At 66.1% G+C, this 24,992-nt stretch carries 25 protein-coding genes; 20 read left to right on the plus strand and 5 right to left on the minus strand.

Annotation, left to right across the window (positions count from 1 at the left end; all coding sequences use genetic code 11):
- Positions 1-5: 5 nt before the first annotated feature.
- Positions 6-1,319: an MFS transporter gene (locus AXA74_RS09660; protein ID WP_029578723.1), complete on the minus strand. Its 1,314-nt coding sequence runs from the start codon at positions 1,317-1,319 to the stop codon at positions 6-8.
- Positions 1,320-1,469: 150 nt separating this feature from the next.
- On the opposite strand from AXA74_RS09660, the gene argE reads away from it, so the two are divergent.
- From argE to AXA74_RS09685, 5 genes are all read left to right on the plus strand, one after another.
- On the plus strand, positions 1,470-2,621 hold the full coding sequence (argE, locus tag AXA74_RS09665; RefSeq protein ID WP_032963969.1) for an acetylornithine deacetylase: 1,152 nt from the start codon (positions 1,470-1,472) through the stop codon (positions 2,619-2,621).
- Positions 2,622-2,758: 137 nt separating this feature from the next.
- Positions 2,759-3,958: a tryptophan synthase subunit beta gene (gene trpB / locus AXA74_RS09670; protein ID WP_029578721.1), complete on the plus strand. Its 1,200-nt coding sequence runs from the start codon at positions 2,759-2,761 to the stop codon at positions 3,956-3,958.
- 5 nt (positions 3,959-3,963) lie between these two features.
- Positions 3,964-4,818 (plus strand): tryptophan synthase subunit alpha, encoded by an 855-nt coding sequence (gene trpA / locus AXA74_RS09675; protein WP_029578720.1) that lies wholly within the window; start codon positions 3,964-3,966, stop codon positions 4,816-4,818.
- A 29-nt stretch (positions 4,819-4,847) separates the two neighbouring features.
- Positions 4,848-5,726, plus strand: coding sequence for an acetyl-CoA carboxylase, carboxyltransferase subunit beta (accD, locus tag AXA74_RS09680; protein WP_032957272.1), 879 nt, complete (start codon positions 4,848-4,850; stop codon positions 5,724-5,726).
- A 213-nt stretch (positions 5,727-5,939) separates the two neighbouring features.
- The gene (locus tag AXA74_RS09685; RefSeq protein ID WP_029578718.1) at positions 5,940-6,485 is read left to right on the plus strand and encodes an acyloxyacyl hydrolase; all 546 of its coding nucleotides are present in this window, start codon (positions 5,940-5,942) and stop codon (positions 6,483-6,485) included.
- Between the two features lie 92 nt (positions 6,486-6,577).
- Here AXA74_RS09685 and AXA74_RS09690 read toward each other — a convergent pair whose 3' ends face one another.
- Positions 6,578-9,637: an Rne/Rng family ribonuclease gene (locus AXA74_RS09690; RefSeq protein ID WP_032978308.1), complete on the minus strand. Its 3,060-nt coding sequence runs from the start codon at positions 9,635-9,637 to the stop codon at positions 6,578-6,580.
- Positions 9,638-10,161: 524 nt separating this feature from the next.
- Between AXA74_RS09690 and AXA74_RS09695 the strand changes: the two genes are divergently transcribed.
- The 4 genes from AXA74_RS09695 (at position 10,162) to msrQ (ending at position 13,503) form a co-directional block, all read left to right on the plus strand.
- The gene (locus tag AXA74_RS09695; protein WP_126623595.1) at positions 10,162-11,121 is read left to right on the plus strand and encodes an RluA family pseudouridine synthase; all 960 of its coding nucleotides are present in this window, start codon (positions 10,162-10,164) and stop codon (positions 11,119-11,121) included.
- Position 11,122: 1 nt separating this feature from the next.
- Positions 11,123-11,779, plus strand: coding sequence for an HAD family hydrolase (locus AXA74_RS09700; RefSeq protein WP_029578715.1), 657 nt, complete (start codon positions 11,123-11,125; stop codon positions 11,777-11,779).
- A 118-nt stretch (positions 11,780-11,897) separates the two neighbouring features.
- Positions 11,898-12,857 (plus strand): protein-methionine-sulfoxide reductase catalytic subunit MsrP, encoded by a 960-nt coding sequence (gene msrP, locus AXA74_RS09705; protein ID WP_029578714.1) that lies wholly within the window; start codon positions 11,898-11,900, stop codon positions 12,855-12,857.
- Positions 12,858-12,867: 10 nt separating this feature from the next.
- Positions 12,868-13,503, plus strand: coding sequence for a protein-methionine-sulfoxide reductase heme-binding subunit MsrQ (gene msrQ / locus AXA74_RS09710; protein WP_032978305.1), 636 nt, complete (start codon positions 12,868-12,870; stop codon positions 13,501-13,503).
- Here the strand turns inward: msrQ and AXA74_RS09715 are convergent.
- Genes AXA74_RS09715 through AXA74_RS09725 form a run of 3 tightly spaced genes read right to left on the minus strand, consistent with a single transcriptional unit; the run spans position 13,475 to position 15,558 of the window.
- Positions 13,475-14,254 carry an N-acetylmuramoyl-L-alanine amidase gene (locus AXA74_RS09715; protein WP_029578712.1) on the minus strand — a complete coding sequence of 260 codons (780 nt, stop codon included), beginning with the start codon at positions 14,252-14,254 and terminating at the stop codon, positions 13,475-13,477. The two genes, msrQ and AXA74_RS09715, sit on opposite strands and share 29 nt — an antisense overlap.
- A 3-nt stretch (positions 14,255-14,257) precedes the next feature.
- Positions 14,258-14,968, minus strand: a complete 711-nt coding sequence (locus AXA74_RS09720) for an SAM-dependent methyltransferase (RefSeq protein ID WP_032978302.1) — start codon at positions 14,966-14,968, stop codon at positions 14,258-14,260.
- Positions 14,965-15,558, minus strand: coding sequence for a Maf-like protein (locus tag AXA74_RS09725; RefSeq protein ID WP_029578710.1), 594 nt, complete (start codon positions 15,556-15,558; stop codon positions 14,965-14,967). The genes AXA74_RS09720 and AXA74_RS09725 overlap by 4 nt, the downstream gene beginning before the upstream one ends.
- A gap of 260 nt (positions 15,559-15,818) precedes the next feature.
- Between AXA74_RS09725 and AXA74_RS09730 the strand changes: the two genes are divergently transcribed.
- The 11 genes from AXA74_RS09730 (at position 15,819) to AXA74_RS09780 (ending at position 24,973) form a co-directional block, all read left to right on the plus strand.
- Positions 15,819-16,466, plus strand: coding sequence for a YceD family protein (locus tag AXA74_RS09730; protein WP_029578709.1), 648 nt, complete (start codon positions 15,819-15,821; stop codon positions 16,464-16,466).
- A gap of 52 nt (positions 16,467-16,518) precedes the next feature.
- Complete coding sequence (rpmF, locus tag AXA74_RS09735; protein ID WP_029578708.1) at positions 16,519-16,701, plus strand: 50S ribosomal protein L32; 183 nt, start codon at positions 16,519-16,521, stop codon at positions 16,699-16,701.
- Positions 16,702-16,759: 58 nt separating this feature from the next.
- Entirely contained in the window at positions 16,760-17,824 is a 1,065-nt protein-coding gene (plsX, locus tag AXA74_RS09740; RefSeq protein ID WP_029578707.1) for a phosphate acyltransferase PlsX, read from the plus strand.
- Positions 17,824-18,810, plus strand: a complete 987-nt coding sequence (locus AXA74_RS09745; RefSeq protein ID WP_029578706.1) for a beta-ketoacyl-ACP synthase III — start codon at positions 17,824-17,826, stop codon at positions 18,808-18,810. The genes plsX and AXA74_RS09745 overlap by 1 nt, the downstream gene beginning before the upstream one ends.
- A 58-nt stretch (positions 18,811-18,868) precedes the next feature.
- Positions 18,869-19,804 (plus strand): ACP S-malonyltransferase, encoded by a 936-nt coding sequence (fabD, locus tag AXA74_RS09750; RefSeq protein ID WP_029578705.1) that lies wholly within the window; start codon positions 18,869-18,871, stop codon positions 19,802-19,804.
- 2 nt (positions 19,805-19,806) lie between these two features.
- Positions 19,807-20,559, plus strand: coding sequence for a 3-oxoacyl-ACP reductase FabG (fabG, locus tag AXA74_RS09755; RefSeq protein WP_029578704.1), 753 nt, complete (start codon positions 19,807-19,809; stop codon positions 20,557-20,559).
- Between the two features lie 216 nt (positions 20,560-20,775).
- On the plus strand, positions 20,776-21,015 hold the full coding sequence (gene acpP, locus AXA74_RS09760; RefSeq protein WP_003813816.1) for an acyl carrier protein: 240 nt from the start codon (positions 20,776-20,778) through the stop codon (positions 21,013-21,015).
- 172 nt (positions 21,016-21,187) lie between these two features.
- Positions 21,188-22,417, plus strand: coding sequence for a beta-ketoacyl-ACP synthase II (gene fabF / locus AXA74_RS09765; protein WP_032978299.1), 1,230 nt, complete (start codon positions 21,188-21,190; stop codon positions 22,415-22,417).
- A 427-nt stretch (positions 22,418-22,844) separates the two neighbouring features.
- On the plus strand, positions 22,845-23,444 hold the full coding sequence (rpoE, locus tag AXA74_RS09770) for an RNA polymerase sigma factor RpoE (RefSeq protein ID WP_005012194.1): 600 nt from the start codon (positions 22,845-22,847) through the stop codon (positions 23,442-23,444).
- 12 nt (positions 23,445-23,456) lie between these two features.
- The gene (locus AXA74_RS09775) at positions 23,457-23,942 is read left to right on the plus strand and encodes a sigma-E factor negative regulatory protein (RefSeq protein WP_029578702.1); all 486 of its coding nucleotides are present in this window, start codon (positions 23,457-23,459) and stop codon (positions 23,940-23,942) included.
- Positions 23,942-24,973, plus strand: a complete 1,032-nt coding sequence (locus tag AXA74_RS09780) for a MucB/RseB C-terminal domain-containing protein (protein WP_029578701.1) — start codon at positions 23,942-23,944, stop codon at positions 24,971-24,973. The genes AXA74_RS09775 and AXA74_RS09780 overlap by 1 nt, the downstream gene beginning before the upstream one ends.
- The last annotated feature ends 19 nt before the right edge of the window (positions 24,974-24,992 follow it).

Here is a 24,992-nt window from a genome sequence, read left to right on the forward strand (position 1 = left end):
GCGGCTCAGTGCTCGTCCAGGCGGCGCCGGGTCTTGTCTTCGATGAAGAAAGCCGCCACCAGCCCCAGGGCCACGCCGAACATTACGTAATAGGCCGGCGCCATGGGCGAGCCCGTGGTCTTGATGAGCCAGGTCACGATGAACTGCGCGAAGCCGCCAAAGATCATCACCGCCACGTTGTAGGCCAGCGACAGGCCGACCGAGCGCACCCGGGCCGGGAAGAGTTCCGCCATCACGGTGCTGAACACGCCGAAGAAAGCCGAGACGAAGAGGCAGACCACCAGCTGGACCACCAGCAGCCGTTCGATCGAGGGGGCGGCGGTCAGCCAGGCATAGAGCGGGTAGAGCACGATCAGGTAGCCGACCAGCGAGCCGATCACCAGGGGGCGACGGCCGACGCGGTCGGACCAGGCGCCCATGAAAGGCGTCAGCACCACCATCACGGCCGCGCCGGCCATCTGCACCAGGAAGGTCTCGCTCATGGGCAGGTTGAGGATCTTGGTCGAGAAGGTGACCAGGTAGGTGAAGGTGATGTAGATCGACACCGTGGCGGTCACGACCAGGCCCACGCCGATCAGCGTTTCGCGCGTATGGCGGGCCAGCATCTGGCCCAGGCTCAGGCGCTGGACCGGACCGCGGCCGGCATGGGCTTCTTCGGCCTGGATGCGCTTGAACGCGGCGGTCTCGTCGACATTGCGGCGGATGTAGATGGCGATGGGCACGATGACCAGGCCGAAGGCAAAGGGCAGGCGCCAGGCCCAGGCCTCGATCTGCTCGGGCGTGAAGATTTCGGTGATCAGGGTGCCGAACGCCGCGCCGATGAGCAGGGCCAGCATCTGGCCGGCCATCTGCCAGGAACCGTAGAAGCCGCGGCGCTGGTCCGGCGCCATTTCGATCAGCAGGGCGGTGGACGTGCCGAACTCGCCCCCGGCCGAAAAGCCCTGCAGCAGGCGCGCCATCAGGATGAAAATAGGGGCCAGAATGCCCGCGGCGTGATAGGTCGGGGCGACGGTGATCAGGGCGATGGACACCGCCATCAGCGAGGTCACCATCACCATGGCGGCCTTGCGGCCCTTGCGGTCGCCATACAGGCCCAGCAGGATGCCGCCCACGGGACGCATGAAAAAGCCCACGCCGAAAATGGCCGTGGTCATCAGGATGGAGTTCAATTCGCTGCCGGGCACGCTGGGATCGACAGGGAAGAACAGCTTCGCGATGATGGGTGTCATGAAGGCGAAGACGAGAAAGTCATACCACTCCAGCGCGTTGCCGATGACGGCGGCCACGATATTGCGGGTGGGAACTGCATGCTGCTGCACGGTAAATCCTTACGGGAGGGGCCAGAAGGAGGCGATTTTAGGGGAAAACGGCCGAACGCCCGGCGCCCGGGCGGGCGCCGCCGGATCCGCGGGGCGCGCACACTTCGGGCGGCTGGCCTAAACTTGGGGTTTTTCTCAAGGTTAGGCGATATGAACGCGCGCACTTGGTTGCAGACTCTGGTCGGCTTCGATACCACCAGCCGGAACTCGAATCTGGCCCTCATCGAGACCACCCGCGACTGGCTCAAGCAGCAGGGTGTCCAGGCCTGGCTGGTGCACAACCCCGAACAGACCAAGGCCAATCTGTTTGCCACGCTGCCGGCGGCCGACGGCAATACCCAGGGCGGCATCGTGCTGTCCGGGCATACCGATGTGGTCCCCGTCGACGGCCAGGAGTGGTCGACCGATCCTTTCAAGCTCGCCGAGGCCGACGGCCGTCTTTATGGACGCGGCGCCTGCGACATGAAGGGCTTCATCGCCGCGTCGCTGGCCATGGTGCCCGAGTTCCTGTCCATGCGGCGCGCCAAGCCCATCCACCTCGCTTTCTCCTATGACGAGGAAGTCGGCTGCGCCGGCGCGCCCTATATGATCGCGGACCTGCACGACCGTGGCATCCGTCCCGAGGGCTGTGTCGTGGGCGAACCGACTGGCATGCAGGTCGTGGTGGCGCACAAAGGCATCAACCTGTTCCGCTGCCGGGTCCATGGCAAGGCGGCCCACTCATCGTTGACGCCGCGCGGCTGCAATGCCATCGAATACGCGGCCCGCCTGATCTGCCATATCCGTGACCTGGCCGACAGCTTCAAGGCCAATGGCCCCTACGACCAGTTCTACGACGTGCCTTTCTCGACCATGACCACCAACCAGATCCAGGGGGGTATCGCGGTCAATACCATTCCGGAGTTCTGCGAGTTCTCGTACGAGTTCCGCAACCTGCCGGGGATGCCGGCCGCGGAGATCCAGGCCCAGGTCGAGCGCTATGTCGCCGAGACTCTGCTGCCGCGCATGCGCGCGGAGTTCGGCGATGCCGCCATCGAGATCGAGCGAGGCGCCTCGGCGCCCGGCCTGGAGGCCTCCGAGGAGGCGGCCATCACCCAGCTGGTGCGCGCGCTCACGGCTGACCGCGCCACGCGCAAAGTGGCCTACGGCACCGAGGCTGGCCTGTTCCAGGGCATAGGCATCCCGACCGTGGTGTGCGGCCCGGGCCACATCGAACAGGCGCACAAGCCCGATGAGTATGTGGCGCTGGATCAGCTCGCCGATTGCGAAACCTTCCTGCGCAAGCTGGGCCAGGCGCTCTGAGCGCCGCCCCGGGCCGGCGCCCCGCCCCGGGGCTGTCATGCTCGGGTAAAATGTCAGGTTGCTAAACCGGCGCCGGTTGACGGCAGGCATAGGGCCTGCCGCCGTGCCAGGCGCCGGGTAGATATCAGGTAGACCAGGTGAAACCTTACGACCTTCCGGATGCGAAGGGCCATTTCGGCCCCTATGGCGGCGTTTTCGTTGCCGAGACGCTGATGCATGCCTTGGACGAGCTGCGCGCTGCCTACGACAAGTATCGCGTGGACCCGACCTTCATCGAAGAGTTCAACTACGAACTCAAGCACTTCGTCGGCCGGCCCAGCCCCGTCTACCACGCTGCCCGATGGTCGCAGAAACTGGGCGGCGCCCAGATCTGGTTCAAGCGCGAGGACCTCAACCACACCGGCGCACACAAGGTCAACAACTGTATCGGCCAGGCCTTGCTGGCCAAGCGCATGGGCAAGCCGCGCGTCATTGCCGAGACCGGCGCGGGCCAGCATGGCGTGGCTTCGGCCACCGTGGCGGCCCGCTACGGCATGGAGTGCGTGGTCTACATGGGCAGCGAAGACGTTCGCCGGCAGGCCTCCAATGTGTACCGCATGAAGCTGCTGGGCGCGCGGGTCGTGCCCGTCGAGTCCGGCTCGCGCACGCTCAAGGACGCCCTGAACGAAGCCATGCGCGACTGGGTCACCAATATCGAAAACACTTTCTACATCATCGGCACGGTGGCCGGCCCCGATCCCTATCCGCGCATGGTGCGCGACTTCCAGACCGTGATCGGCAAGGAGTGCCTCGAGCAGATGCCCGAGGCGGCCGGCCGCCAGCCCGACTACGTGGTCGCGGCCGTGGGCGGTGGCTCCAATGCCCTGGGCATCTTCCATCCCTATATTCCCTACGAGGACGTGCAGCTCATCGGCGTCGAGGCCGCCGGAGAGGGCATGGAGACCGGCCGCCATGCCGCCTCCCTGGCCGCCGGCCAGGTAGGGGTGCTGCACGGCAACCGCACCTATGTCATGCAGGACGCCGATGGCCAGGTCCAGGAGACGCATTCGGTGTCGGCGGGCCTGGACTACCCCGGTGTGGGCCCCGAACATGCCTGGCTCAAGGACAGCGGCCGCGCCAGCTATGTCGGCATCACCGACGACGAGGCGCTGGCGGCCTTCCATGATTGCTGCCGCATCGAGGGCATCATGCCCGCGCTGGAGTCTTCGCACGCGATTGCGCAGGCGGTCAAGATGGCCCCCACGCTGCCGCGCGACAAGATCATCCTGGTCAACCTGTCGGGCCGTGGCGACAAGGACATGCACACCGTCGCCGAGCGCGGCGGCATTCAGCTGTAGACACCATGAGCCAACGTATCGCCGCCGCTTTTTCCCGCGTGACCGAGTCCGGCCGCGCATCGGCCCTCATTCCGTATATCGCGGCGGGGGATCCTTCGCCAGCGGCCACCGTGCCGCTGATGCACGCCTTGGTCAAGGCGGGTGCCGACATTCTCGAGCTGGGCGTGCCCTTCTCGGATCCCATGGCCGACGGCCCCGTGATCCAGCGGGCCGCCGAGCGGGCCATCGCCCAGGGCATGGGCCTGGCGCGCGTGCTGCAGGCCGTGGCTGAGTTCCGTCGCCAGGATGACAGCACGCCGGTCGTGCTGATGGGCTATGGCAATCCGATCGAGCGCATGGGCCAGCAGGCTTTTGTGCAGGCCGCCCGCCAGGCCGGCGTGGACGGCGTGCTGGTGGTCGATTATCCGCCCGAAGAAATGGACGACTTCAGCGCCGCGCTGGACGCCGCCGGCATCGCCCCGATCTTCCTGCTGGCGCCCACCACGACCGAGGCGCGCATGCAGGCCATCGGCCGCGTCGCCCGCGGCTATGCCTACTATGTTTCGCTCAAGGGCGTCACCGGTTCAGGCAGCCTGGACACCGACGACGTCGCCCGGCGCCTGGCCCTCATCCGCCGCCATATCGGCGCGCTGCCGGTTGGGGTCGGTTTCGGTATCCGCGATGCCGACAGCGCCAGCCGTATCGCCCGCCATGCCGATGCCGTGGTCATTGGCAGCAAACTCATCGAAACCATGGAGCAGGCCGTGGCCGACGTGCCGCCTGCCCAGCAGACCGACGCCGCGATACGTGCCGCCAGCCTTTGGCTGGGCGGCATCCGCGCGGCGATGGACCAAGTCAAACGAGAGCGCGCGCCGGCCTGAGCCCGCGCAAGCCGTCTACAGGAAAAAACATGAGCTGGATCGAAAAACTCCTGCCGCCCCGCATCAACAAGACCAGCGACAGCGGCGTGCGCCGCGTGCCCGAAGGCCTTTGGGTCAAGTGCCCGTCCTGCGAGTCCGTGCTCTATAGCGAAGACCTGGCGGCCAATCTGCACGTCTGCCCCAAGTGCAGCCATCACATGCGCATCGGCGCCCGCGCCCGCATCGACTCCCTGCTGGATGTCGAGGGCCGCGTCGAAATCGGCCAGACGACGCGCTCGGTCGATTCGCTCAAGTTCAAGGACACGCGCAAGTATCCCGAGCGCATCCAGGAAGCCATGAAACAGACCGGCGAGACCGATGCGCTGGTCGTCATGAGCGGTTCCATCCGGGGCGTGCCGGCCACGCTGGCTTGCTTCGAGTTCGAATTCATGGGCGGCTCCATGGGTTCGGTGGTCGGCGAGCGCTTCGTGCGCGGCGTGAAAGCCGCCATCGAGCACAAGACGCCTTTCATCTGCGTGGCGGCCTCGGGCGGCGCCCGCATGCAAGAAAGCCTGCTGTCGCTCATGCAGATGGCCAAGACCAACGCCATGCTGACGCAGCTGGCCCGCGACGACCTGCCTTTCATCAGTGTGCTCACTGATCCCACCATGGGCGGCGTATCGGCCAGCTTTGCCTTCATGGGTGATGTCGTCATTGCCGAGCCCAAGGCCTTGATCGGCTTCGCCGGTCCGCGCGTGATCGAGCAGACCGTGCGCGAGAAACTGCCGGAAGGTTTCCAGCGCGCCGAATTCCTGCTGCAAAAGGGCGCCATCGACATGGTGGTGGACCGCCGCCAGCTGCGCGAAGAGCTGGCGCGGCTGCTGGCCCTCTTGACCAACCAGCCCGCCGATATCGTCACCGCGGCCTGAATGACAGCTGGACCGGCGGGCGGCAACCCCTTGGGGGCTGCCGCCCGTTGACTTTTCCACCAGCCGAGGTAATCGCGCGTTATTGCGCTATGGCATGTCGGGTTTTCCTGCCATCATGTTGCCTGGGTGATACATCCGCATCCGGTTCGTCCCTGCTTTCTGCTAAGGTTGCACTTGTCTGTCTGCACAGATTGACTGCACTTTGGAGTTCTTATGCACGGCCTGAACAAGAAAATCGCGTTGACTGGCATCGCCGCGCTGTTGTTGACTTTGGCTGCCGGCACTGCCCGGGCGCAACAAGGCAGCGAAGGCGGCGTCAGTGTCCATTACGGCATCGGCGAACACTACCAGCGCATCACTCTCAATTACGAAACACCCACTTGGTGGAGCTATCAGTTCGGCAGCAACTGGGGCCGCCTGGACCTGAATGGCGAGTTCGGCGGATCGTACTGGTGGGCCGATGGTTCCCGCGATCCGGGCCACGTCTGGCAGGCCAGCGCCATTCCGATGTTCCGCTGGTGGGCGACCGACCGTTTCTATCTGGAGGCCGGGATCGGCGCCACGGTCTTCTCCAGCACTCACTTCGCGGACAAGAGCATAGGGTCGGCATTCCAGTTCGGGGACCACGTCGGCATGGGCTTTCTGTTGACCCCGAGCAGCCGCGTCGGCCTGCGCTACTCGCATTTCTCCAATGCCAACATCAAGAAGCCCAATCCGGGCCTGGATGTCGTCCAGTTGACCTACACGTATCAGTTCTGAGCGGGGCTTTGCCCCAAGAATAAAAGCATCCTCGGACGAAAAAAAAAACCGCCAGGCCCAAGCCTGGCGGTTTTTTCTTGGGCGTTCGCCGCTTAGTGGCGCGTTTCCACCTGCACCAGGGGAGCCGACGACACCGGGGCCACGGGCTTGCGTTCGCGGCCCAGGCGCACCGGCGCCTGATCAGCCGCGCTGCGCGCCTGGGATTGTGCATGGCGCACCGGGTCCGTCTGCACCCAGGTCAGGCCGGCAGCCTGCACCACGGCATTCAAGGCCGCATCGCCGACCACGATGGGCGCGGCGGCGGGGCGGACGACGGCTGCGGGCGGCACCGGCGCGGTCTGCACGGGCTCGGCTCGCACGGGCTCGGCGGCCGGGGCAAGCGGCGCGGCCGGCTCGGTCACGGCAGGTTCCGCGGCGACGGCCGGTTCCACAGCGGCTGCCGGTTCCGCGACAACAGCGGCGGTCTGCGCCGGCTCGGTCTGCACCGGCTCGGCCGCGACGGGTTCGGCGGCGGGTTCTGCGGCAACGGGTTCGGCCACGGCAGGCGCTGCCGTAACGGGCTCGGCAGCAACGGCCACGGGAGCCTGGGGCTCGGCCACGGGAGCTTGCGGCTCGGCGGCTGCCACAGCGGGCGCCACGGGCTCGTTGGCCACGGCGTCGGCCGCTGCTTGTCCAGCCTCGGGGGCTTCCACCTTGACCGGTTCGGAGGTGGCGGTGACGCCGTAGGCCGGCGCCGGGATCAGCGCGCCATGGGCGGTATCGCCTTCTTCCGCGTCGTCACCGGTTTCGATGGGCTGGCCATCGGCGTCCAGGGTCACGCCTTCTTCCTGGCTGCGGCGGCCACGGCGGCTGCGGCGGCGGCGGCGCTTGCGCTCCGGATCAGCCTGGCCTTCGGCGCTCGCGGGGGCTTCGCTTTCGGTCTCGGGGGTTTCCACCTCGGCGGCGGGCGCCTCGGGGGCCGCCGGCGGCAGGGCCGACGCCACGGTTTCAGCCAGCGCGGCCACCATGGTTTCCTGTTCGCTCATCGGTGTCTCGGCGGCGCCTTCCTCGCGTCGGCGGCCACGGCCGCGGCGATTGCGGCCGCTGCGCGGCGTGGCCTCATCACCGGTTTCCGGGACGGCGGGACGCGCGGCAGGGGCCTGGGCGTCGGTATTGCGGGCCTGGCGCGGCTCGGCGCGCGCTTCATTGCGGGCTTCCGCGCGGGGTTCGCCGCGCGGTGTTTCGCCGCGGCCCGTCTCGCCACGCGCCTCGTCCTGGCGTCGGCCGCCGCGCACGTGGCGCTGCTCCAGGCCTTCGCCATCGGCGCTACGGCGATTGCGGTTACGGTCGGAGCCGTGGCGCTCGCCGCGGCGTTCCTGGCCGTCGTGGGCGCGCTTGTTGCGGTTGCCGCCGGTGCTGCGCTTGGCCTGCTCGGCCGGCTTGTCGGCCGGCTTGGCCTGCTCGCCGCCGCCGGACAGCCAATTGATCAAACGCTTGAACAGGCCGCCAAAACCGGCGCCTTCGGCGGTCTTGGCCGGGGCGGCGGGCGCGGGGGCGGACACCGGCGCGGGCTGGGCCGGCGTGATGCCCTTTACCAGGGCCTCGGGGCGCGCCTTGACCTCGTGCTCGCGGGGGCTCCAGGTGACGTCGGTGGCGGGAGCCTCGGCCAGTTCGAAGCTGGTCTTGGTCTCTTCCAGGCGCGGATCGTCGTGGCGCAGGCGCTCGATATGGTGATGCGGCGTCTCCAGGTGCTTGTTCGGGATGAGCACCAGGTTGACCTTCAGGCGGGCTTCCATCTTGGCGATGTCGGCGCGCTTTTCGTTCAGCAGGAAGGTGGCCACGTCCACCGGCACCTGGGCGTGCACGGCGGCGGTATTTTCCTTCATGGCTTCTTCTTGCAGCAGACGCAGCACATGCAGGGCGCTGGACTCGGCGTCGCGGATCACGCCGGTGCCATTGCAGCGCGGGCAGGTGATGTGCGAGCCTTCGTTCAGGGCGGGGCGCAGGCGCTGGCGGGACAGCTCCATCAGGCCAAAGCGCGAGATCTTGCCCATCTGCACGCGGGCACGGTCAAAATGCAGCGCATCGCGCAGGCGTTGTTCGACAGCACGCTGGTTCTTGCTGTCTTCCATGTCGATGAAATCGATCACGATCAAACCGCCGAGGTCGCGCAGGCGCAGCTGGCGGGCCACTTCGTCGGCGGCCTCCAGGTTGGTGCGCAGGGCGGTTTCCTCGATGTCGGCGCCGCGCGTGGAGCGGGCCGAGTTCACGTCGACGGCGACCAGGGCTTCGGTGTGGTCGATCACCACGGCGCCGCCCGAGGGCAGCTGCACCGTGCGCGAATAGGCCGTCTCGATCTGGTGTTCGATCTGGAAGCGCGAAAAGAGGGGGATGTCGTCGCGATAGCGTTTGACGCGCTGGACATTGTCCGGCATCACCACGCTCATGAAGGCCGTGGCCTGATCGGCGATCTCGTCGGTATCGATCAGGATTTCGCCGATTTCGGGCGAGAAATAGTCGCGGATGGCCCGGATGACCAGGCTGGACTCCAGATAGATCAGGATGGGCGCGGCGTTGTCGCGCGCGGCGCCATCGATGGCCGTCCAGAGTTGCATGAGATAGGCCAGATCCCATTGCAGCTCTTCCACGCTGCGGCCGATACCGGCCGTGCGGGCGATGATGCTCATGCCTTGCGGCACATCGAGCTGCTCCATCGTGTCGCGCAGTTCCTGGCGGTCTTCACCCTCGACGCGGCGCGAGACGCCGCCGCCACGGGGGTTGTTGGGCATCAGCACCAGGTAGCGGCCGGCCAGCGAGATGAAGGTGGTCAGGGCGGCGCCCTTGTTGCCGCGTTCTTCCTTTTCGACCTGGACGATCAGTTCCTGGCCTTCGCGCAGCGCGTCCTGGATGCGGGCGCTGCGGACGTCGACGCCATCCTTGAAATAGCTGCGGGCCACTTCCTTGAAGGGCAGGAAGCCGTGCCGGTCTTCGCCGTAATTGACGAAGCAGGCCTCGAGGCCGGGTTCGATGCGGGTGATGACGCCTTTATAGATGTTGCCTTTGCGCTGTTCGCGGCCGGCGGTTTCGATATCAAGGTCGATGAGCTTTTGCCCATCGACAATTGCGACGCGCAGTTCTTCCTGGTGCGTCGCATTAAACAGCATGCGCTTCATGAGTGCGGTTCTCCGTTGTCAGGACGCGCCGATATCGGCGCGTGACCTCGGGTCACTCGGGCTGCGGCTGAAGCAGGCAAGAAGAATGCGGACCGTACCCGGGCGTCGCCCAGGCGTATCCGCCGCGCGTCACGCGGGCACGTCGTGCCAGGAGGCACGGGGTTCTGGCAGCAGGGGGGTCAGCTTCACTGATGTGGTTTGACGGAACGGTTGCTGTGAACGTCAGATGCTTCAAAGCACCTGGTGCGTAATAAATATTCGACGATTCTTGCTGTGCTTCAGGCCGCTTGCGGCTGGCAACGGATCTCTGCCAGGAAGGCGGGCACTGCATGCCACACCACCGTCCGACAGATCGCGGTTGCGCCGGCGACCAAGTAAACCCAGGAGCTGAACGGAGACAGTACAATGGTGGCCCGCGCATCCGACGGAGACGCGCGAATCTCTCCGCATCTCAACGCCAGGCAAAACGGTTTCACACCCGCAAGAGCCTCTGTAGTTCAGCCCCGTAAGGCTGTCCCGATTATATGCCGCTTTCCGCAATGCGCAAACAGACTTCCCCTGCGCCTCCCTCTGTACGTATGGTCGAGGTCGAGGCCGGCCAGGAAGGCCAGCGCCTGGACAATTTCCTGCTGCGCTTGTGCAAGGGCGTCCCCAAAAGCCATATCTATAAGGCCATCCGGGGCGGTGAAGTCCGCGTTAACAAGGGACGGATTAGCGCCGACTATCGCCTCGCGGTGGGCGACGTGGTCCGCGTGCCGCCCTTGCGGCTGCCGGATCCCGGCGTGCCCAGGCCCGTGCCGGCTTCGGAGTTTCCGATCGTCTACGAAGACGACGCCATGCTGGTGGTGGACAAGCCGGCTGGCGTGGCGGTGCATGGCGGCAGCGGCGTGTCCTTCGGCGTCATCGAGCAGCTTCGCGCCGCCCGGCCCGAGGCCCGCTTCCTGGAGCTGGTGCACCGGCTGGACCGCGAGACCTCCGGCCTGCTCATGGTCGCCAAGAAGCGCAGCGCCCTGCTTGCCCTGCACGCCATGCTGCGCGAAGGCAAGGGCGGCAAGCGCTATCTGGCCCTGGTCGAGGGCGATTGGGTCAACGACAGGCAGCATATCCGGCTGGCGCTCAGCAAATGGACAACCCAGAGCGGCGAGCGCCGGGTCAAGGTCGATCCCGACGGGCAGGCCGCCCACACCATCGTCACGCTCAAGCAGCGCTTTGGAGGCTACAGCCTGGTCGAGGCCGAGCTGCGCACCGGGCGTACCCACCAGATCCGGGTGCACCTGGCCGCCAGCGGTTTTCCCATCGTCGGTGACGATAAATACGGGACAGATGAGGTGCGGGCCGCTTTCGCCCGCCGTGGTTTCAACCGCATGTTTCTGCATGCCTATCAATTGACGCTGGACCACCCGCTGACGGGTGAGCGCTTGGACCTGGTGGCGGAATTGCCCGCCGCCTGCCGCAAGCTGCTGCAGCAACTGGAGACAGCCTGACATGTCGTATGCAATGGTGGTGTTCGATTGGGACGGCACCCTCATGGATTCCACCCACAGCATCGTGGCGGCCATCCAGGCGGCCGCCCGTGACCTCGAACTGCCGGTCCCGACGGCTTCGGAGGCCAGCTGGGTGATCGGCCTGTCGCTGGAAAGCGCGCTTAGGCGCGCCGTGCCCCAGCTGACCCCGGCGCTCATGCCGCGCTTTCTGGAGCGTTACCGTATCCATTACCTGCTGCGCGATCCCGAACTGCGCCTGTTCGAGGGCGTGCGCGAACTGCTCGAAAGCCTGGCGAATCAGAACGTCCGCCTGGCGGTCGCCACCGGCAAAAGCCGGGTCGGACTGAACCGCGTGCTGGCGGCGACCGGCCTGGGGCCGGTCTTTGATGCCACCCGTACCGCCGACGAGACCTTCAGTAAGCCCCACCCCGAGATGCTGCACCAGCTGATGCGCGATCTCGATGTGGACCCGGCGCGCGTTGTCATGGTCGGTGACACCACCCACGATCTGCAGATGGCCCTGAACGCCGGCGTGCATGGCCTGGGCGTGTCCTATGGTGCTCACAGCCTGGACGAATTGCGGGCTTGCAGCGCCCAGGCCGTCGTGGACAGCGTGCCCGAGATGGCGCAGTGGCTCACGCCGCGGATTGCCGTCTGAGCCTGCGGCGGGGCAATATCGGACCCGGCAATCGGCCAGTGCGGGGAATTTCCACGGCTCGCGGTACGTCTACATCACATAGCGCATCGCGGGCCAGGCCCGCCCACCGGAGATTTCCATGCTGATCCGCAAATCCTCGCCCATCCTGCCCTCCGAGATCACGCCCGAGGCGGTCTGGCGTTCGCGCCGTGAGTGGATGGTTCGCAGCGCTGCCGCGGCGGCGGCCCTGGGCATGGCCGGGTGGGCGCAGCGCCGCGCCTGGGCCGAAGAGGGCGCTTTGCCCGGCAAGCCCGTCCCCCAATTTGGAGTCGCCGACAAGCAGACCGCGTTCAAGGACGTCACGTCGTACAACAACTACTACGAGTTCGGCCTGGACAAGGGCGATCCGCAACGCGCCGCCGGGGCCCTCAAGACCCGGCCCTGGACCGTCAGCGTCGAGGGCGAGGCGGGCAAGCCGCGCAGCTTCGATATCGACGAGCTGCTCAAGCTTGCGCCCATGGAAGAACGGGTATATCGGCTGCGCTGCGTCGAGGGCTGGTCCATGGTGATCCCCTGGGTGGGCTATTCGCTGTCCAACCTGCTCAAGCAGGTCGACCCCACCGGCAATGCCAAGTATGTCGAGTTCACCACGGTGGCGCAGCGCGAAACCATGCCAGGCCTGAATTACCCGGTCCTGGACTGGCCCTATACCGAAGCCTTGCGCATGGACGAGGCCATGCACCCCTTGACCATGCTGGTCTTCGGCCTCTATGGCAAGTTGCTGCCCAACCAGAATGGCGCGCCCTTGCGGCTGGCCGTGCCCTGGAAATACGGCTTCAAGTCGGCCAAATCCCTGGTGCGCATCCGGTTGCTGGAGCAGGCGCCGCGCAGCAGCTGGATGAAGGCCGCGCCTCAAGAGTACGGTTTTTACGCCAACGTCAATCCGCAGGTGCCGCATCCGCGCTGGAGCCAGGCGACCGAGCGCCGCATCGGCGAAGACGGCATTTTCAGTCCCAAGCGCCCGACGCTGATGTTCAATGGCTATGCCGACCAGGTGGCCTCGCTCTACCAGGGCCTGGACCTGAAGCAGAACTACTGAGGGGGCTCGCATGGGGCAGACATCGATCCGCTGGGTCGGACGGGCCAAGCCCTTGCTGTTCCTCCTGGGGCTGGCGCCGGCCGCCCGCTGGGTCTGGCTGGGCCTGCATGACGGCCTGACGGCCAATCCCGTGGAGTTCCTGACCCGTTCCTCGGGGACCTGGGCGCTGGTCTGCCTGTTGGTCACGCTCGCTATTACTCCCTTGCGCCGCTTGTTCCAGCTGCCGGCGCTGCTGCGCGTGCGCCGCATGTGCGGGCTGTTCGCGTTTTTCTATGGGACGTTGCACTTCATGGCCTGGGTATGGTGGGACAGGGGCCTGGAGCTGGCCTCCATGCTGCGCGACCTCGGCGAGCGGCCCTTCATCCTTGCCGGCTTCACTGCCTTTGTGCTCATGACGGCGCTGGCCCTGACATCCACCCAGTGGGCCATGCGCCGGCTGGGACGGCGCTGGCAGCAACTGCACCGGGCGGTCTACCTCATCGGCCTGCTCGCCATCCTGCATTTCTGGTGGCACAAGGCCGGCAAGAACGGCCTGCGCGAGCCGCTGATCTATGGCGGCGTGCTGCTCCTGCTGCTGGGATGGCGTGTGGCGGCTTGGCTGTCCCGCCGCCGCGGGGTCAAGGCCGGGCCTGCATCGATTGCATGATGGCCGCGGTTTCCGCATCGGGCTCGCCATCGTGGCGCGCCGGCCGGTAGTGCATCTGGAAGGCTGCCAGCACATTGCGGGTGGCGCGGTCCAACTGCCCGTGGCGCGGTGTCTCGTAGCCCAGGCGGGCCAGTTCCGCCTGGAACCACGCCACATCGGGCAACCCCTCGGTTTGCAGCCGCAGCATCCGGCCGGCCGCGGCGGTCTCGTCATACCAGCGCCCGATGCCGGCCTGGGCCAGCGTCCGCCACGGGAATTCGGGGCCGGGGTCGAGCTTGCGCTGTGGGGCGATGTCGCTGTGGCCCACGATATTCTCGGGTCGGATGCCGTGGCGCTCTGCGATGTCGCGCAATAGATGCGTCAGGGCCGTGATCTGCGCCGGCGCGTAGGGCGCGTAGCGCTTGCTGCCATCCGGCTGGTCCTGCCAACCCGCGTTGACGATTTCGATGCCGATGGCGGTGAAGTTCAGCGAGCTCTGTCCGAACCACCAGCTGGTGCCGGCGTGCCAGGCGGCGCGGTTTTCATCCACCAGCTGATATACCCGGGTGTCGGCGCGGGCGCTGATGAGATAGTGCGCGCTGACCTCGCCGCGCGAGAGCAGGCGCAGCGATTCCGCGTCATCGGCCGAGGTGTAGTGGACCACGATGTAGCGCACCCGGCTGCCCTGGCTGGCGGCGGTGATGGAGCGGTCCACCCCGGCCGCGCATCCGGCCAGCGCGGCACAAGCGAGCAAGAGCCAGGCCCGGCGCATGGCTCAGCGCGCCAGGAAAAGAAACAGGGTGGGCTGTTTGTCCAGGTCGGGCGGCGCCTCCTGCTTCCATTGGGCCACCGTGCGGGTCTTGATCCACTCGCGGTCGGTGGACAGCGACCGGGCCACGCATAGACGGGTATCGCCGCGCAACGCGGCCAGCAGCGTGCCGAACATCGCCATATTGCGATAGGGGGTCTCGATCAGCATCTGGGTCTGGTCGTGGCGGGCGGAATGCTGCTCCCAGGCGCGCAATTGCTTGGCGCGCTCGGCCGGCTCCACGGGCGCGTAGCCATGAAAGGCGAAGCGCTGGCCGTCCAGGCCGCTGGCCATCAGGCCCAGCAGGAGGGAAGAGGGGCCCACCCAGGGCTTGACGGCATACCCCAGCCGATGGGCCGCGGCGGCCACCTTGGCGCCGGGATCGGCGACGGCCGGGCAGCCCGCCTCGGAAACGAGGCCGATCTCCCCGCCCGTCTTGATGGGGGCCAACCAGGCTTCGATCTGGTGGTCGTCGGCCTGCTCGTTGAGCGTGTGGATGGTGATTTCCTGCAGCGGGCGCTCGGTGCCGACCTGCTTCAGGAAGGCGCGCGCCGTCTTGGCGTTTTCGGCGATGTAGCAATCCAGCCGCCCGGCCAGCGCGCGGACGTCGGCCGGCAGCCAGCGCTCAAGCGGCGATTCGCCCAGGCTCACGGGGATCAGGTGCAGTGCGCCGCTCATGCGGCCTCTCCCAGCGGAGGCAGGCCGAAGCGGGTCAGCAGCCCCGTCAGGGCGATCAGCGGCAAGCCGATGATGGCCGTGGGGTCATCGCTTTGCATGCTTTCCATGAGCGCGATGCCCAGGCTTTCGGCTTTGGCGCTGCCTGCGGTATCGTAGGGTTCTTCGGCGCGCAGGTAGGCATCGATGGCCGCGTCCGTCAGTTTGCGGAACTTGCAGTACGTGACGATGTCAGTCTGTTCGGTGCGCTGCCCGTCCGTGACGGCGAGCGCGCTGTGGAACTCAACCATCCGTCCCGATAATTGCCGCAGCTGGGCCTGGGCCCGGGCGAAGTCACCCGGCTTGCCTATGGGCTGGCCATCGACCGTGGCAACCTGGTCGGAGCCGATGACCACGCAGCCGGGGTGTTGAGCGGCCACGGCCATGGCCTTGGCGACGGACAGGCGCAGCGCCAGCGCGGCCGGCGCCTCGCCCGGGTGTGGTGTTTCGTCCACATCGGGCGAAATGCTCTCGAAGGGCAGGCGAAGGCGTTCGAGCATGGCGCGCCGATAGCGCGAGCTGGAAGCAAGAATGAGACGTGGGGATTGGGGCATGCGATATTTGACGGTGATCTCTAAGCCACGGTATTATCTAACGTTTTGCGGCGATTTTGCTGCGTATTGATGAATTGCCTAGCTGCATTACCCTGCCGGATCTTGTGCCGGGGATGCCCTGGGGCGGTCGGGAACACCTTGAGGGTTCAGGGAGTTTCACCGGTCGTTTCCGGGGGGGTATTGAAGGATTTTGCGGCGTTCGTGGTCTTTGTGGCCATGGCGGGGGCAAGCATCACCGTACCTGAAGTCGCTGAGAAATTATGGTCGATCCTGTAGACAAGGCGGTAGTGAAGACGTCGGCTGGCAATGCCGTCATCGTGGATGCGTATGCCATGGCCCGGCAGGGCCAGCAGGTATCCGGCGAGGTCGCGCTGGTGCGTCTTGCGCGCTTCATGGAAGGCCTGCCCGAGCAGGCCGCCGGTGAGGCGGGCCTGGCCCGGTGGGCCGCAGCCGGCGAGATCGGCAAGGGCACGGGCAAGACGGGCGGCGTCATCGCCGGCCAGCCCCTGCTGCGCTTGCACATCAAGGCCGATCCGGTCTTGATCTGCCAGCGTTGCAACGCGCCTTTCGTCCATCCGGTGGATGCCACCGTGGTGCTGCAGCTGGTTGAGTCGGAAGACGATCTGGACGACGAACTGGCCGATCTGCAGGACGCCCAGGAAGCAGGTTTGGATTTTGCGGCCGACGTGCCTGAAAAGGTCGTGGGTTCGCATCGTTTCGATCTATTGGCCCAGATCGAGGATGAGCTCATCTTGAGCATTCCGTATGTGCCTCGCCATGACGTCTGCCCGGAACCCTCCGGACAGGCAGCGGGGAAAAAGGCCGGTTCGGATGATGCATCGCAGGCATCCGAAGTCAAGCGTCCATCGCCGTTCGCGGTGCTGGAACAACTGAAGCGCAAGAATTGAAATCAACTCGGGCTGCATTCGCGTACAATGCGGCCCGTTTCTAGGAGTCATCATGGCTGTTCAACAAAACAAGAAGTCCCCGTCCAAGCGCGGCATGCACCGCTCGCACGATTTTCTGGTGAACCCGCCGACGGCCATCGAGCCCAACACGGGCGAAACGCATCTGCGTCACCACATCAGCCCCAACGGCTTCTACCGCGGTCGCAAGATCCTGAAGACCAAGGCTGACGAATAAGGCCTGTCGGCCGAACTCGTAACCCGGACCGTTTCGGCTGATTGCTGACCTGGCACCCGTGATACGCATCGCTATAGACTGCATGGGCGGGGACTACGGTCTGCCCGTTACCATACCGGCCGCGCTCGAGTTCGTCCGGCAATATCCGGATACCCGGCTGTTGCTGGTCGGGCAACCCGACGCGATCGAAGCCGCGTTGGCCGAACATCGTTCGGCCCCGCGTGACCGTCTCGAAATCGTTGCTGCCTCCGAGGTCGTCACCATGGACGACCCCGTGGAGGTGGCTTTGCGCCGCAAAAAAGACTCGTCCATGCGACTGGCCGCCCAGGCCGTCAAGGACGGTCGGGCCGACGCCTGCGTGTCGGCCGGCAATACCGGCGCCTGGATGGCGATTTCCCGTTATGTGCTCAAGACGCTGGACGGCATAGACCGGCCGGCGATCGCGACCTCCATCCCCAACCAGACCGGTGGCGCCACCACGGTGCTCGATCTGGGGGCCAATGTCGACTGCACGGCAGAGCATCTGCTGCAGTTCGCCATCATGGGCGCCGCGCTTGCGCAAGCCGTCGATCATCTCGATAGTCCGACCGTGGGCCTGTTGAACATCGGCGAGGAAGTCATCAAGGGCAATGAGGTGGTCAAGGAAGCCGCCGAACTGCTGCGCGCCAGTCCCCTCAACTTCCGTGGCAACGTGGAAGGCGATGATATTTTCAAGGGCACGGTGGACGTGGTCGTCTGCGACGGCTTTGTCGGCAATGTCGTGCTCAAATCCGTCGAAGGGTTGGCGAAGATGCTGTCCAGCGTCATTCGCGAAGAATTCAAGCGCAACTTCATCACGCTGTTGGCCGGCGCTGTTGCCACGCCGGTCCTGAACCGGCTGCGCCGCCGCGTCGACAACCGCCGCTATAACGGCGCGGCCTTGTTGGGTCTGCGTGGCGTGGTGATCAAAAGCCATGGCTCGGCCGATGCCTATGCCTACGGCTTTGCGCTGCAGCGCGCGCGTGAGGCCGTCGCCAGCAGGCTGCTGGAACGTACGGCCCAGACCGTGGCCCAGATCACGGAGCGCGTCCAACTGAACGAGGCTGCCGCGAACAATGCCGCGGCTGCGGGGGGCACCGTTTGATGAGCAAGGCAATGAAATATTCGGTCATCGCAGGCTCGGGGGGCTATCTGCCCGAGCGTGTCGTGTCCAACGACGACCTGGCCGCCGAACTGGCCAAGCGCGATATCCAGACATCGGATGCCTGGATCGTGGAGCGCACGGGTATCCGCCAGCGTCACCTGGCCGAGCGTGGCGTGACCACCAGCGTGCTGGCCACGGAAGCCGCGCGGCGCGCCATGGCGGATGCCGGCGTCGGCCCCGCCGACCTGGACCTGATCATCGTGGCGACTTCCACGCCGGATTTCGTCTTCCCGAGCACGGCCTGCCTGGTGCAGGCCAATCTCGGGGCCAAGGGCGGCGCGGCATTCGACGTGCAGGCCGTGTGCAGCGGCTTCGTCTATGCGCTGACCACGGCGGACAGCTTCGTGCGCGCCGGCCGCGCCCGCTGCGCGCTGGTGATCGGCGCCGAAGTGTTCTCCAGCATCCTGGACTGGAATGACCGCAGCACCTGCGTGCTGTTTGGCGACGGCGCCGGCGCCGTCGTGCTCAAGGCCGCCGACGAGCCCGGCATCCTGGCCGCGCAGCTGCATGCCGATGGCGGCCAGACCAAGATCCTCTGTGCCGCGGGCAATGTCGCTTATGGCGAGGTGACCGGCGATCCCTTCCTGCGCATGGACGGGCAGGCGGTGTTCAAGCAGGCCGTCACGGTGCTGGACCGCTCGGCGCGCGACGTGTGCGCCGAAGCGGGCATGACCATCGACCAGGTCGATTGGCTGGTGCCGCACCAGGCCAACGTCCGCATTCTCAATTTCCTCGCCCGCAAGCTCAACGTGTCGGCCGACCATGTCGTCGTGACCGTTGACCAGCACGCCAATACTTCGGCGGCCAGCGTGCCGCTTGCCCTGGATGTGGCGCGCCGCGACGGCCGCATCAAGCCCGGCCAGCATGTCCTGATGCAGGGCGTGGGCGGCGGCTTCACCTGGGGCTCGGTGCTGGCCCGCATGTAGCGCGGCCGGGCGCCAGCCCGCCGCGCGGTTCGATAACGAAGAGAGATCACGGACCACCATGAAACTCGCATTTGTGTTCCCCGGCCAAGGTTCCCAATCCGTCGGCATGATGGATGCATGGGCAGGCAACGCCGCCGTGGCCGATGTGCTGGCCCGCGCCGGGCAGGCGCTGGGCCAGGATCTGGCCGCCCTGATCGCGCAGGGACCCGCCGAACAGCTCAATCTCACCACCAACACCCAGCCGGCCATGCTGGCTGCCGGCGTGGCCTGTTTCGCTGCCTGGCGCGACGCCGGCGGCCCGCTGCCCGCGGTCATGGCCGGTCACAGCCTGGGCGAATACGCCGCGCTGACGGCCGCCGGTTCCCTGGCCCTGGAAGACGCCTTGCGGCTGGTGCGCGTCCGCGCCGATGCCATGCAGGCCGCCGTGCCGGTCGGTACCGGCGCGATGGCCGCCATCCTGGGCCTGGACGATGACACCGTGCGCGCCGTGTGTGCGCAGTCCGGCCAGGGCGAAGTGGTCGAGGCCGTCAATTTCAATGCGCCGGCCCAGGTCGTGATTGCCGGCCACAAGGCCGCCGTCGAGCGCGCCTGCGAGGCCGCCAAGGCGGCGGGCGCCAAGCGCGCGCTGTTGCTGCCGGTGTCGGCGCCGTTCCACTCCAGCCTGCTCAAGCCGGCTGCCGAGGTGCTGGCGCGCGCGCTGGCCGAGGCGCCGGTGCAATCGCCCGAGGTCCCGGTCATCAACAACGTGGACGTGGCCGTGCAATCCGATCCGGCCGCCATCCGCGATGCGCTGGTTCGCCAAGCGTGGCATGCGGTACGCTGGGTCGAGACCCTGCAGGCCATGAAGGCCCAGGGCGTGACCCATGTGATTGAATTCGGCCCGGGCAAGGTCCTGACCGGCCTGACCAAACGCATCGACGGCGACCTGACCGGCCTGGCCGTGACGGATCCCGCCTCGCTGCAAGCCGCGCTGGCGCTCGTCAAGGGAAATTGAGTATGGAACACACCACGAAAGACCTGGAAGGCAAGATCGCGCTGGTGACCGGCGCCACCCGCGGCATCGGCCGCGCCATCGCCCTGGAGCTGGCCGCCCGCGGTGCCAAGGTCGTCGGTACGGCCACGTCCGAAACCGGTGCCGCGGCCATCACCGAAGCCCTGGCCGCCAGCGGCGGTCGCGGCGTCGTGCTGAACGTGACGGATGCCGCCGCGGTGGACGCCCTCATCGATGAGCTTGGCAAGGAGGGCGGTGGCCCCCATATCCTGGTCAACAATGCCGGCATCACGCGCGATACGCTGGCCATGCGCATGAAGGACGACGACTGGGGCTCGGTGATCGATACCAATCTGAGCGCCGTTTTCCGCCTGTCGCGCGCCGTGCTGCGCAACATGATGAAAGCCCGCTGGGGTCGGATCATCAATATCACGTCCGTGGTGGGTTCGGCCGGTAATCCCGGCCAGGCGAACTACGCCGCCGCCAAGGCAGGCGTGGCCGGCATGACGCGCGCGCTGGCCCGCGAATTGGGCAGCCGCAACGTCACGGTAAACTGCGTGGCTCCCGGCTTCATCGATACCGATATGACGCGGGTGCTGGGCGAAGAACAGACCGCGGCCCTTTTGCAACAGATTCCGCTGGGCCGCCTGGGCGCCCCGGCTGACATCGCCAATGCGGTCGGCTTCCTGGCCAGTCCGTTGGCGGGTTACATTACAGGTACGACCCTGCACGTCAACGGCGGGATGTACATGCAATAAACGCGGCATCCTGGCCCGGCTCCAGGGCCGGCCAGCCTGCCGTTCCGACACCCGCAGGCCCATGCCTTCCGGTTGTTCCGGAAGCTGCGGCCCGGTTCCACCGCCTCTCGGCGGCAGGGGCCGAAGAGACGCGGTGTTATTTTTCTCACGGCCCGGCGTTTGCATTCCTCAACGCTTGGCTATAATTCGCGGGATTTTTCCCAATTGGAGATCTGCATGGAAAGCATCGAACAGCGCGTCAAGAAGATCGTCGCTGAACAACTTGGCGTGAACGAAGCCGAGATCAAGAACGAGTCCTCCTTCCTTGACGACCTCGGTGCCGATTCGCTCGACATGGTCGAGCTGGTCATGGCCCTCGAAGACGAATTCGAGACCGAGATCCCCGACGAAGAGGCCGAAAAGATCACGACCGTGCAACAAGCGATTGACTACATCAATTCGCACGGCAAGCAGTAATCAGCGCAAGCCTATCTATCCCGCGTCTTCGGGCGCAGGGAGTCAGGGCGGTTTTGGGTATTGCCGTGCAATCCGCGCGGGGAGGCATCCGGCCGGGTTGGCCCGGTGATCCCGCGTGGTTTGCGGGGCCAGCCAAAAACCGCCTTTACTTTGTCTGTTTGAGGAGTCATCCGTGAAGCGACGTGTCGTCATCACCGGCTTGGGCATCGTTTCCCCCGTGGGCAACGATGTGGCCACCGCTTGGGACAATATCGTCAACGGACGTTCTGGCATTGGCCGTATCACGCGATTCGATCCGTCGGCCCTGACCACCCATATCGCGGGCGAGGTCAAAGGCTTTGACGTCACGCAGTATGTCCCGCCCAAGGAAGCGCGCCAGATGGATACCTTTATCCATTATGGCCTGGCTGCCGGCGTGCAGGCCTGGCGCGATTCAGGTCTCGAGGCCACCGAAGAGAACGCTGATCGCATCGGCGTCATTGTCGGATCGGGCATCGGCGGTCTGCCGCGCATCGAAGAAACGCAGACGGATCTGCTGGCCAAAGGCCCGCGCCGTATCTCGCCCTTCTTCGTGCCGGGTTCGTTGATCAACCTGATCTCCGGCCATCTGTCCATCATGTTTGGCCTGAAAGGCCCCAGCTACGCGGTCGTCTCCGCGTGCACGACGGGTCTGCATAGCATCGGCGACGCCGCCCGCCTGATCGAATACGGCGATGCCGACGTGATGATCGCCGGCGGCGCCGAGTCGACCGTCTCCCCCCTGGGGATCGGCGGCTTCGCGGCCATGCGGGCGCTGTCCACGCGCAACGACGATCCGACCACGGCCTCGCGCCCCTGGGATCGCGATCGCGACGGTTTCGTGCTGGGCGAGGGTGCCGGCGTGCTGGTGCTCGAAGAGTACGAGCATGCCAAGAAGCGCGGCGCGCGCATTTATGGCGAGTTCGTCGGCTATGGCATGAGTTCGGATGCGCACCACATCACCGCGCCTGACAAGGACGGCCCGCGCCGCGGCATCGTCAATGCCTTGCGCAACGGGGCGATCAACCTGGAAGACGTCGACTACGTCAATGCGCACGGCACTTCCACGCCCCTGGGCGACAAGAACGAAAGCGACGCCCTCAAGCTGGCCTTCGGCGATCATGCGCGCAAGCTGGTCGTGAACTCCACCAAGTCCATGACCGGCCATCTGCTGGGCGCGGCGGGGGGGATCGAGGCCGTGTTCACGACACTGGCGCTCTACCACCAAGTCTCGCCGCCCACCATCAATATCTTCAATCAGGACCCCGAGTGCGATCTGGACTATTGCGCCAATGAAGCTCGCCAGATGAAGATCAATGTTGCGCTGTCCAACTCCTTTGGCTTTGGCGGGACCAACGGTTCGATGGCCGTTCGCCGGGTTTGACGTTGGGCCTGGGCCAAGCGTGGCATTTCGAGGTGCCCGCCGGCTTGCCGGCGGGCGCTCGCTGGCCCGTGGCCGGGCCGGCGTTTCTTGCGGCCCTGGCAGGCATGGCCCAGCCCTGGCTGCTGCCGGCCCTGCCGCTGGCCTTGCGCCGGCCCGGCCGGCCCGTGCAGGCTTTGCGTGTCCATCCCGACCCCCGGTATTGGCAAGCGCGCCGCGCCGGGACCTGGCAGCCCGTCCGCCTGCGGCGGGCGGTTCGCCATCGGAGCCATATGGTCCTGACGCTTGAGCCGCATGGCCGCAACTGTGTTACAAACAGCAAGATCAGCTGCACCGTCTGGCCGCAAAATATGGCGCCGGATCAGTGGCGGCGCCTGGGCGTAGTGGCTGGGGTTGCCGGGTGCAGGGCGGCATTTCGCAAAGGGGCGTCATGAGCGAACGCGACGTCGACGCCGAACTTGTCGCGCGTGTGCAACGCGGTGACAAGAAAGCATTCGACCTGCTGGTCCTGAAGTACCAGCGCAAGATCCTGCGCCTGCTGGCGCGGATGATCCGCGACCCGGCCGAGATTGAGGACGTGGCGCAAGAGGCTTTCATCAAGGCGTATCGGGCGTTGCCGCAGTTCCGGGGCGAAAGCGCCTTCTACACCTGGCTTTACCGTATCGCCATCAATACCGCCCGCAATTGGCTGGCCTCGTCGGGGCGCCGCCCCAGCGCGCCCAACGCAATTGAGACGGAAGACGGTGAAACTTTTAACGAAACCGACAACCTAACCGATATAAGCACGCCGGAAGCCATGTTCGCCAGCCGCGAAATTGCCGAGACGGTCAATGCGGCCATCGAGGAATTGCCCGAGGAGCTGCGGACGGCTATCGTCCTGCGTGAGATCGAAGGTATGAGTTACGAAGACATCGCCCAGAGCATGGACTGCCCCATCGGCACGGTTCGCTCCCGCATTTTTCGCGCGCGGGAAGCGATCGCCAATCGGTTGCGTCCCCTGCTTGACACCGATGCCGAGCGTCGCTGGTAAGGAGTGGCAGTCATGCAAACAGCAGCCAAGTCCGTGATCGCCGAAGCCTCATTCGAGGAATCGGTTTCCGCCTGGATGGACGGCGAAGGGTCAGAGGACTTTTTGAATCAACTGGTGTCCCCCCAAGGCCGCAAGACCTGGGACAGCTATCACCTGATCGGCGACGCGCTGCGCAGCGCCGATCTGGTGATCAATCCGAGCAAGGACTTCCAGGCCCGCCTGTCGCGGGCGCTGGACGCCGAATTGCCCATCGTGGCCGCGCCCCGCCGCCGCTCGCACCTGCGCCTGGGCCTGTCCGGCCTGGCCGTGGCCGCCGCCGTGGCGACCGTGGTCTGGGTGGCGCAGCCCTATGTGTCGTCCGGCCCCAGCCCGTCGGCGCCGGTGCTGGCCGATGCCAGCCGCGACGACCCGGGCCTGCGCGATTATCTCGAAGCCCACCGGCAGATGGCCGGCCCCAGCGCCGTGCGACAGGTCTCCTTTGAGACCGGAGCGCGCTGATGGCACAGTGGCAGGACATGCGCGCGGACAAGCGCATGGCGTGGCGCCAAAGACAGTGGGCCGGCATGGCCGCCATGGCGCTGTGCAGCATGCTGGCATGGCATGGCGCGGCGCGCGCCGCGCCCGAGGCGGATCCGGTCCAGTTGCTGGCCAATATCCAGCAGGCTGCGCGCTCGCAGGATTACGCCGGCGTTTTCATGTATCAGCAGGGTGACACCATCCAGTCTTCGCGCCTGGTGCACATCATCGATGGCACCGGCGAGCGCGAGCGCCTGGAGATCCTCGATGGCCAGCCGCGCGAGTACCTGCGGCACAACGAGGATGTGCAATGCCTCATCCCGGAGCACAAGACCGTCCTGCTGGAGCGGCGCCGCGGCGACCGCTTTCCCGGCCTGCTGCTGGGTGACCCCAAGGACCTGGCCAATCATTACGTCGTGCGCGCCGAGGCCAAGTTGCACCGGGTCGCGGACCGCCAGTGCCGCCTGATCACCATCGAGCCGCGCGACGGCCTGCGCTATGGCTACAAGTTGTGCGCCGATGTCGATACCAATCTGCTGCTCAAGGCGCAGACCATAGACGGCCGGCGCGGCGTGGTCGAACAGGTTTCTTTCACGTCTTTGCGCGTGGGCGGCGAGGTCGATGCGCGCCTGCTCAATTCACGCTGGAACACCCGCGATTGGCGGGTGATAGAGTCGGACATGAAGCCGGTCGACCTGGCTGCCCAAGGCTGGCGCATCCCCGCGCCGGAAGGCTTCGTGGCAGTGATGCAGGTCGCGCGGCAGATAGGCAAGGGAACGGTTAGCCAGATTGTGTTGTCAGATGGTTTGGCGGCGATCTCCGTGTTCATCGAACCTTATGACGGGGCTCGCCACCAACATCCGCCTGCTGGGCTGGTCCAGCGTGGCGCCATCAACATCTATGGAACCCGCATTGCGGACTATTGGATGACGGTGTTGGGCGAAGTCCCCGCGGCGACGTTGGAGAGTTTGGCTCAGGCCACGGAGTACGTGCCCGTATCGTCGTCCAAATAAGAAACCTGAAAAAGGTCAG

Origin of the sequence: Bordetella hinzii LMG 13501, from assembly GCF_001548475.1 — a bacterium.
Classification (GTDB): Bacteria; Pseudomonadota; Gammaproteobacteria; order Burkholderiales; family Burkholderiaceae_B; genus Bordetella; species Bordetella hinzii.

What these genes read in the sequence shown, in the direction of transcription:
- msrP (WP_029578714.1), top strand. Translation starts at nt 11,898, where the DNA reads ATGCTGATCCGCAAATCCTCGCCCATCCTGCCCTCCGAGATCACGCCC.
- AXA74_RS09720 (WP_032978302.1), bottom strand. Translation starts at nt 14,968, where the DNA reads ATGAGCGGCGCACTGCACCTGATCCCCGTGAGCCTGGGCGAATCGCCG.
- fabG (WP_029578704.1), top strand. Translation starts at nt 19,807, where the DNA reads ATGGAACACACCACGAAAGACCTGGAAGGCAAGATCGCGCTGGTGACC.
- accD (WP_032957272.1), top strand. Translation starts at nt 4,848, where the DNA reads ATGAGCTGGATCGAAAAACTCCTGCCGCCCCGCATCAACAAGACCAGC.
- rpoE (WP_005012194.1), top strand. Translation starts at nt 22,845, where the DNA reads ATGAGCGAACGCGACGTCGACGCCGAACTTGTCGCGCGTGTGCAACGC.
- argE (WP_032963969.1), top strand. Translation starts at nt 1,470, where the DNA reads ATGAACGCGCGCACTTGGTTGCAGACTCTGGTCGGCTTCGATACCACC.
- AXA74_RS09685 (WP_029578718.1), top strand. Translation starts at nt 5,940, where the DNA reads ATGCACGGCCTGAACAAGAAAATCGCGTTGACTGGCATCGCCGCGCTG.
- rpmF (WP_029578708.1), top strand. Translation starts at nt 16,519, where the DNA reads ATGGCTGTTCAACAAAACAAGAAGTCCCCGTCCAAGCGCGGCATGCAC.
- AXA74_RS09695 (WP_126623595.1), top strand. Translation starts at nt 10,162, where the DNA reads ATGCCGCTTTCCGCAATGCGCAAACAGACTTCCCCTGCGCCTCCCTCT.
- AXA74_RS09715 (WP_029578712.1), bottom strand. Translation starts at nt 14,254, where the DNA reads ATGCGCCGGGCCTGGCTCTTGCTCGCTTGTGCCGCGCTGGCCGGATGC.
- msrQ (WP_032978305.1), top strand. Translation starts at nt 12,868, where the DNA reads ATGGGGCAGACATCGATCCGCTGGGTCGGACGGGCCAAGCCCTTGCTG.
- AXA74_RS09775 (WP_029578702.1), top strand. Translation starts at nt 23,457, where the DNA reads ATGCAAACAGCAGCCAAGTCCGTGATCGCCGAAGCCTCATTCGAGGAA.
- AXA74_RS09725 (WP_029578710.1), bottom strand. Translation starts at nt 15,558, where the DNA reads ATGCCCCAATCCCCACGTCTCATTCTTGCTTCCAGCTCGCGCTATCGG.
- AXA74_RS09730 (WP_029578709.1), top strand. Translation starts at nt 15,819, where the DNA reads ATGGTCGATCCTGTAGACAAGGCGGTAGTGAAGACGTCGGCTGGCAAT.
- acpP (WP_003813816.1), top strand. Translation starts at nt 20,776, where the DNA reads ATGGAAAGCATCGAACAGCGCGTCAAGAAGATCGTCGCTGAACAACTT.
- AXA74_RS09780 (WP_029578701.1), top strand. Translation starts at nt 23,942, where the DNA reads ATGGCACAGTGGCAGGACATGCGCGCGGACAAGCGCATGGCGTGGCGC.
- AXA74_RS09700 (WP_029578715.1), top strand. Translation starts at nt 11,123, where the DNA reads ATGTCGTATGCAATGGTGGTGTTCGATTGGGACGGCACCCTCATGGAT.
- fabD (WP_029578705.1), top strand. Translation starts at nt 18,869, where the DNA reads ATGAAACTCGCATTTGTGTTCCCCGGCCAAGGTTCCCAATCCGTCGGC.
- trpA (WP_029578720.1), top strand. Translation starts at nt 3,964, where the DNA reads ATGAGCCAACGTATCGCCGCCGCTTTTTCCCGCGTGACCGAGTCCGGC.
- AXA74_RS09690 (WP_032978308.1), bottom strand. Translation starts at nt 9,637, where the DNA reads ATGAAGCGCATGCTGTTTAATGCGACGCACCAGGAAGAACTGCGCGTC.
- AXA74_RS09745 (WP_029578706.1), top strand. Translation starts at nt 17,824, where the DNA reads ATGAGCAAGGCAATGAAATATTCGGTCATCGCAGGCTCGGGGGGCTAT.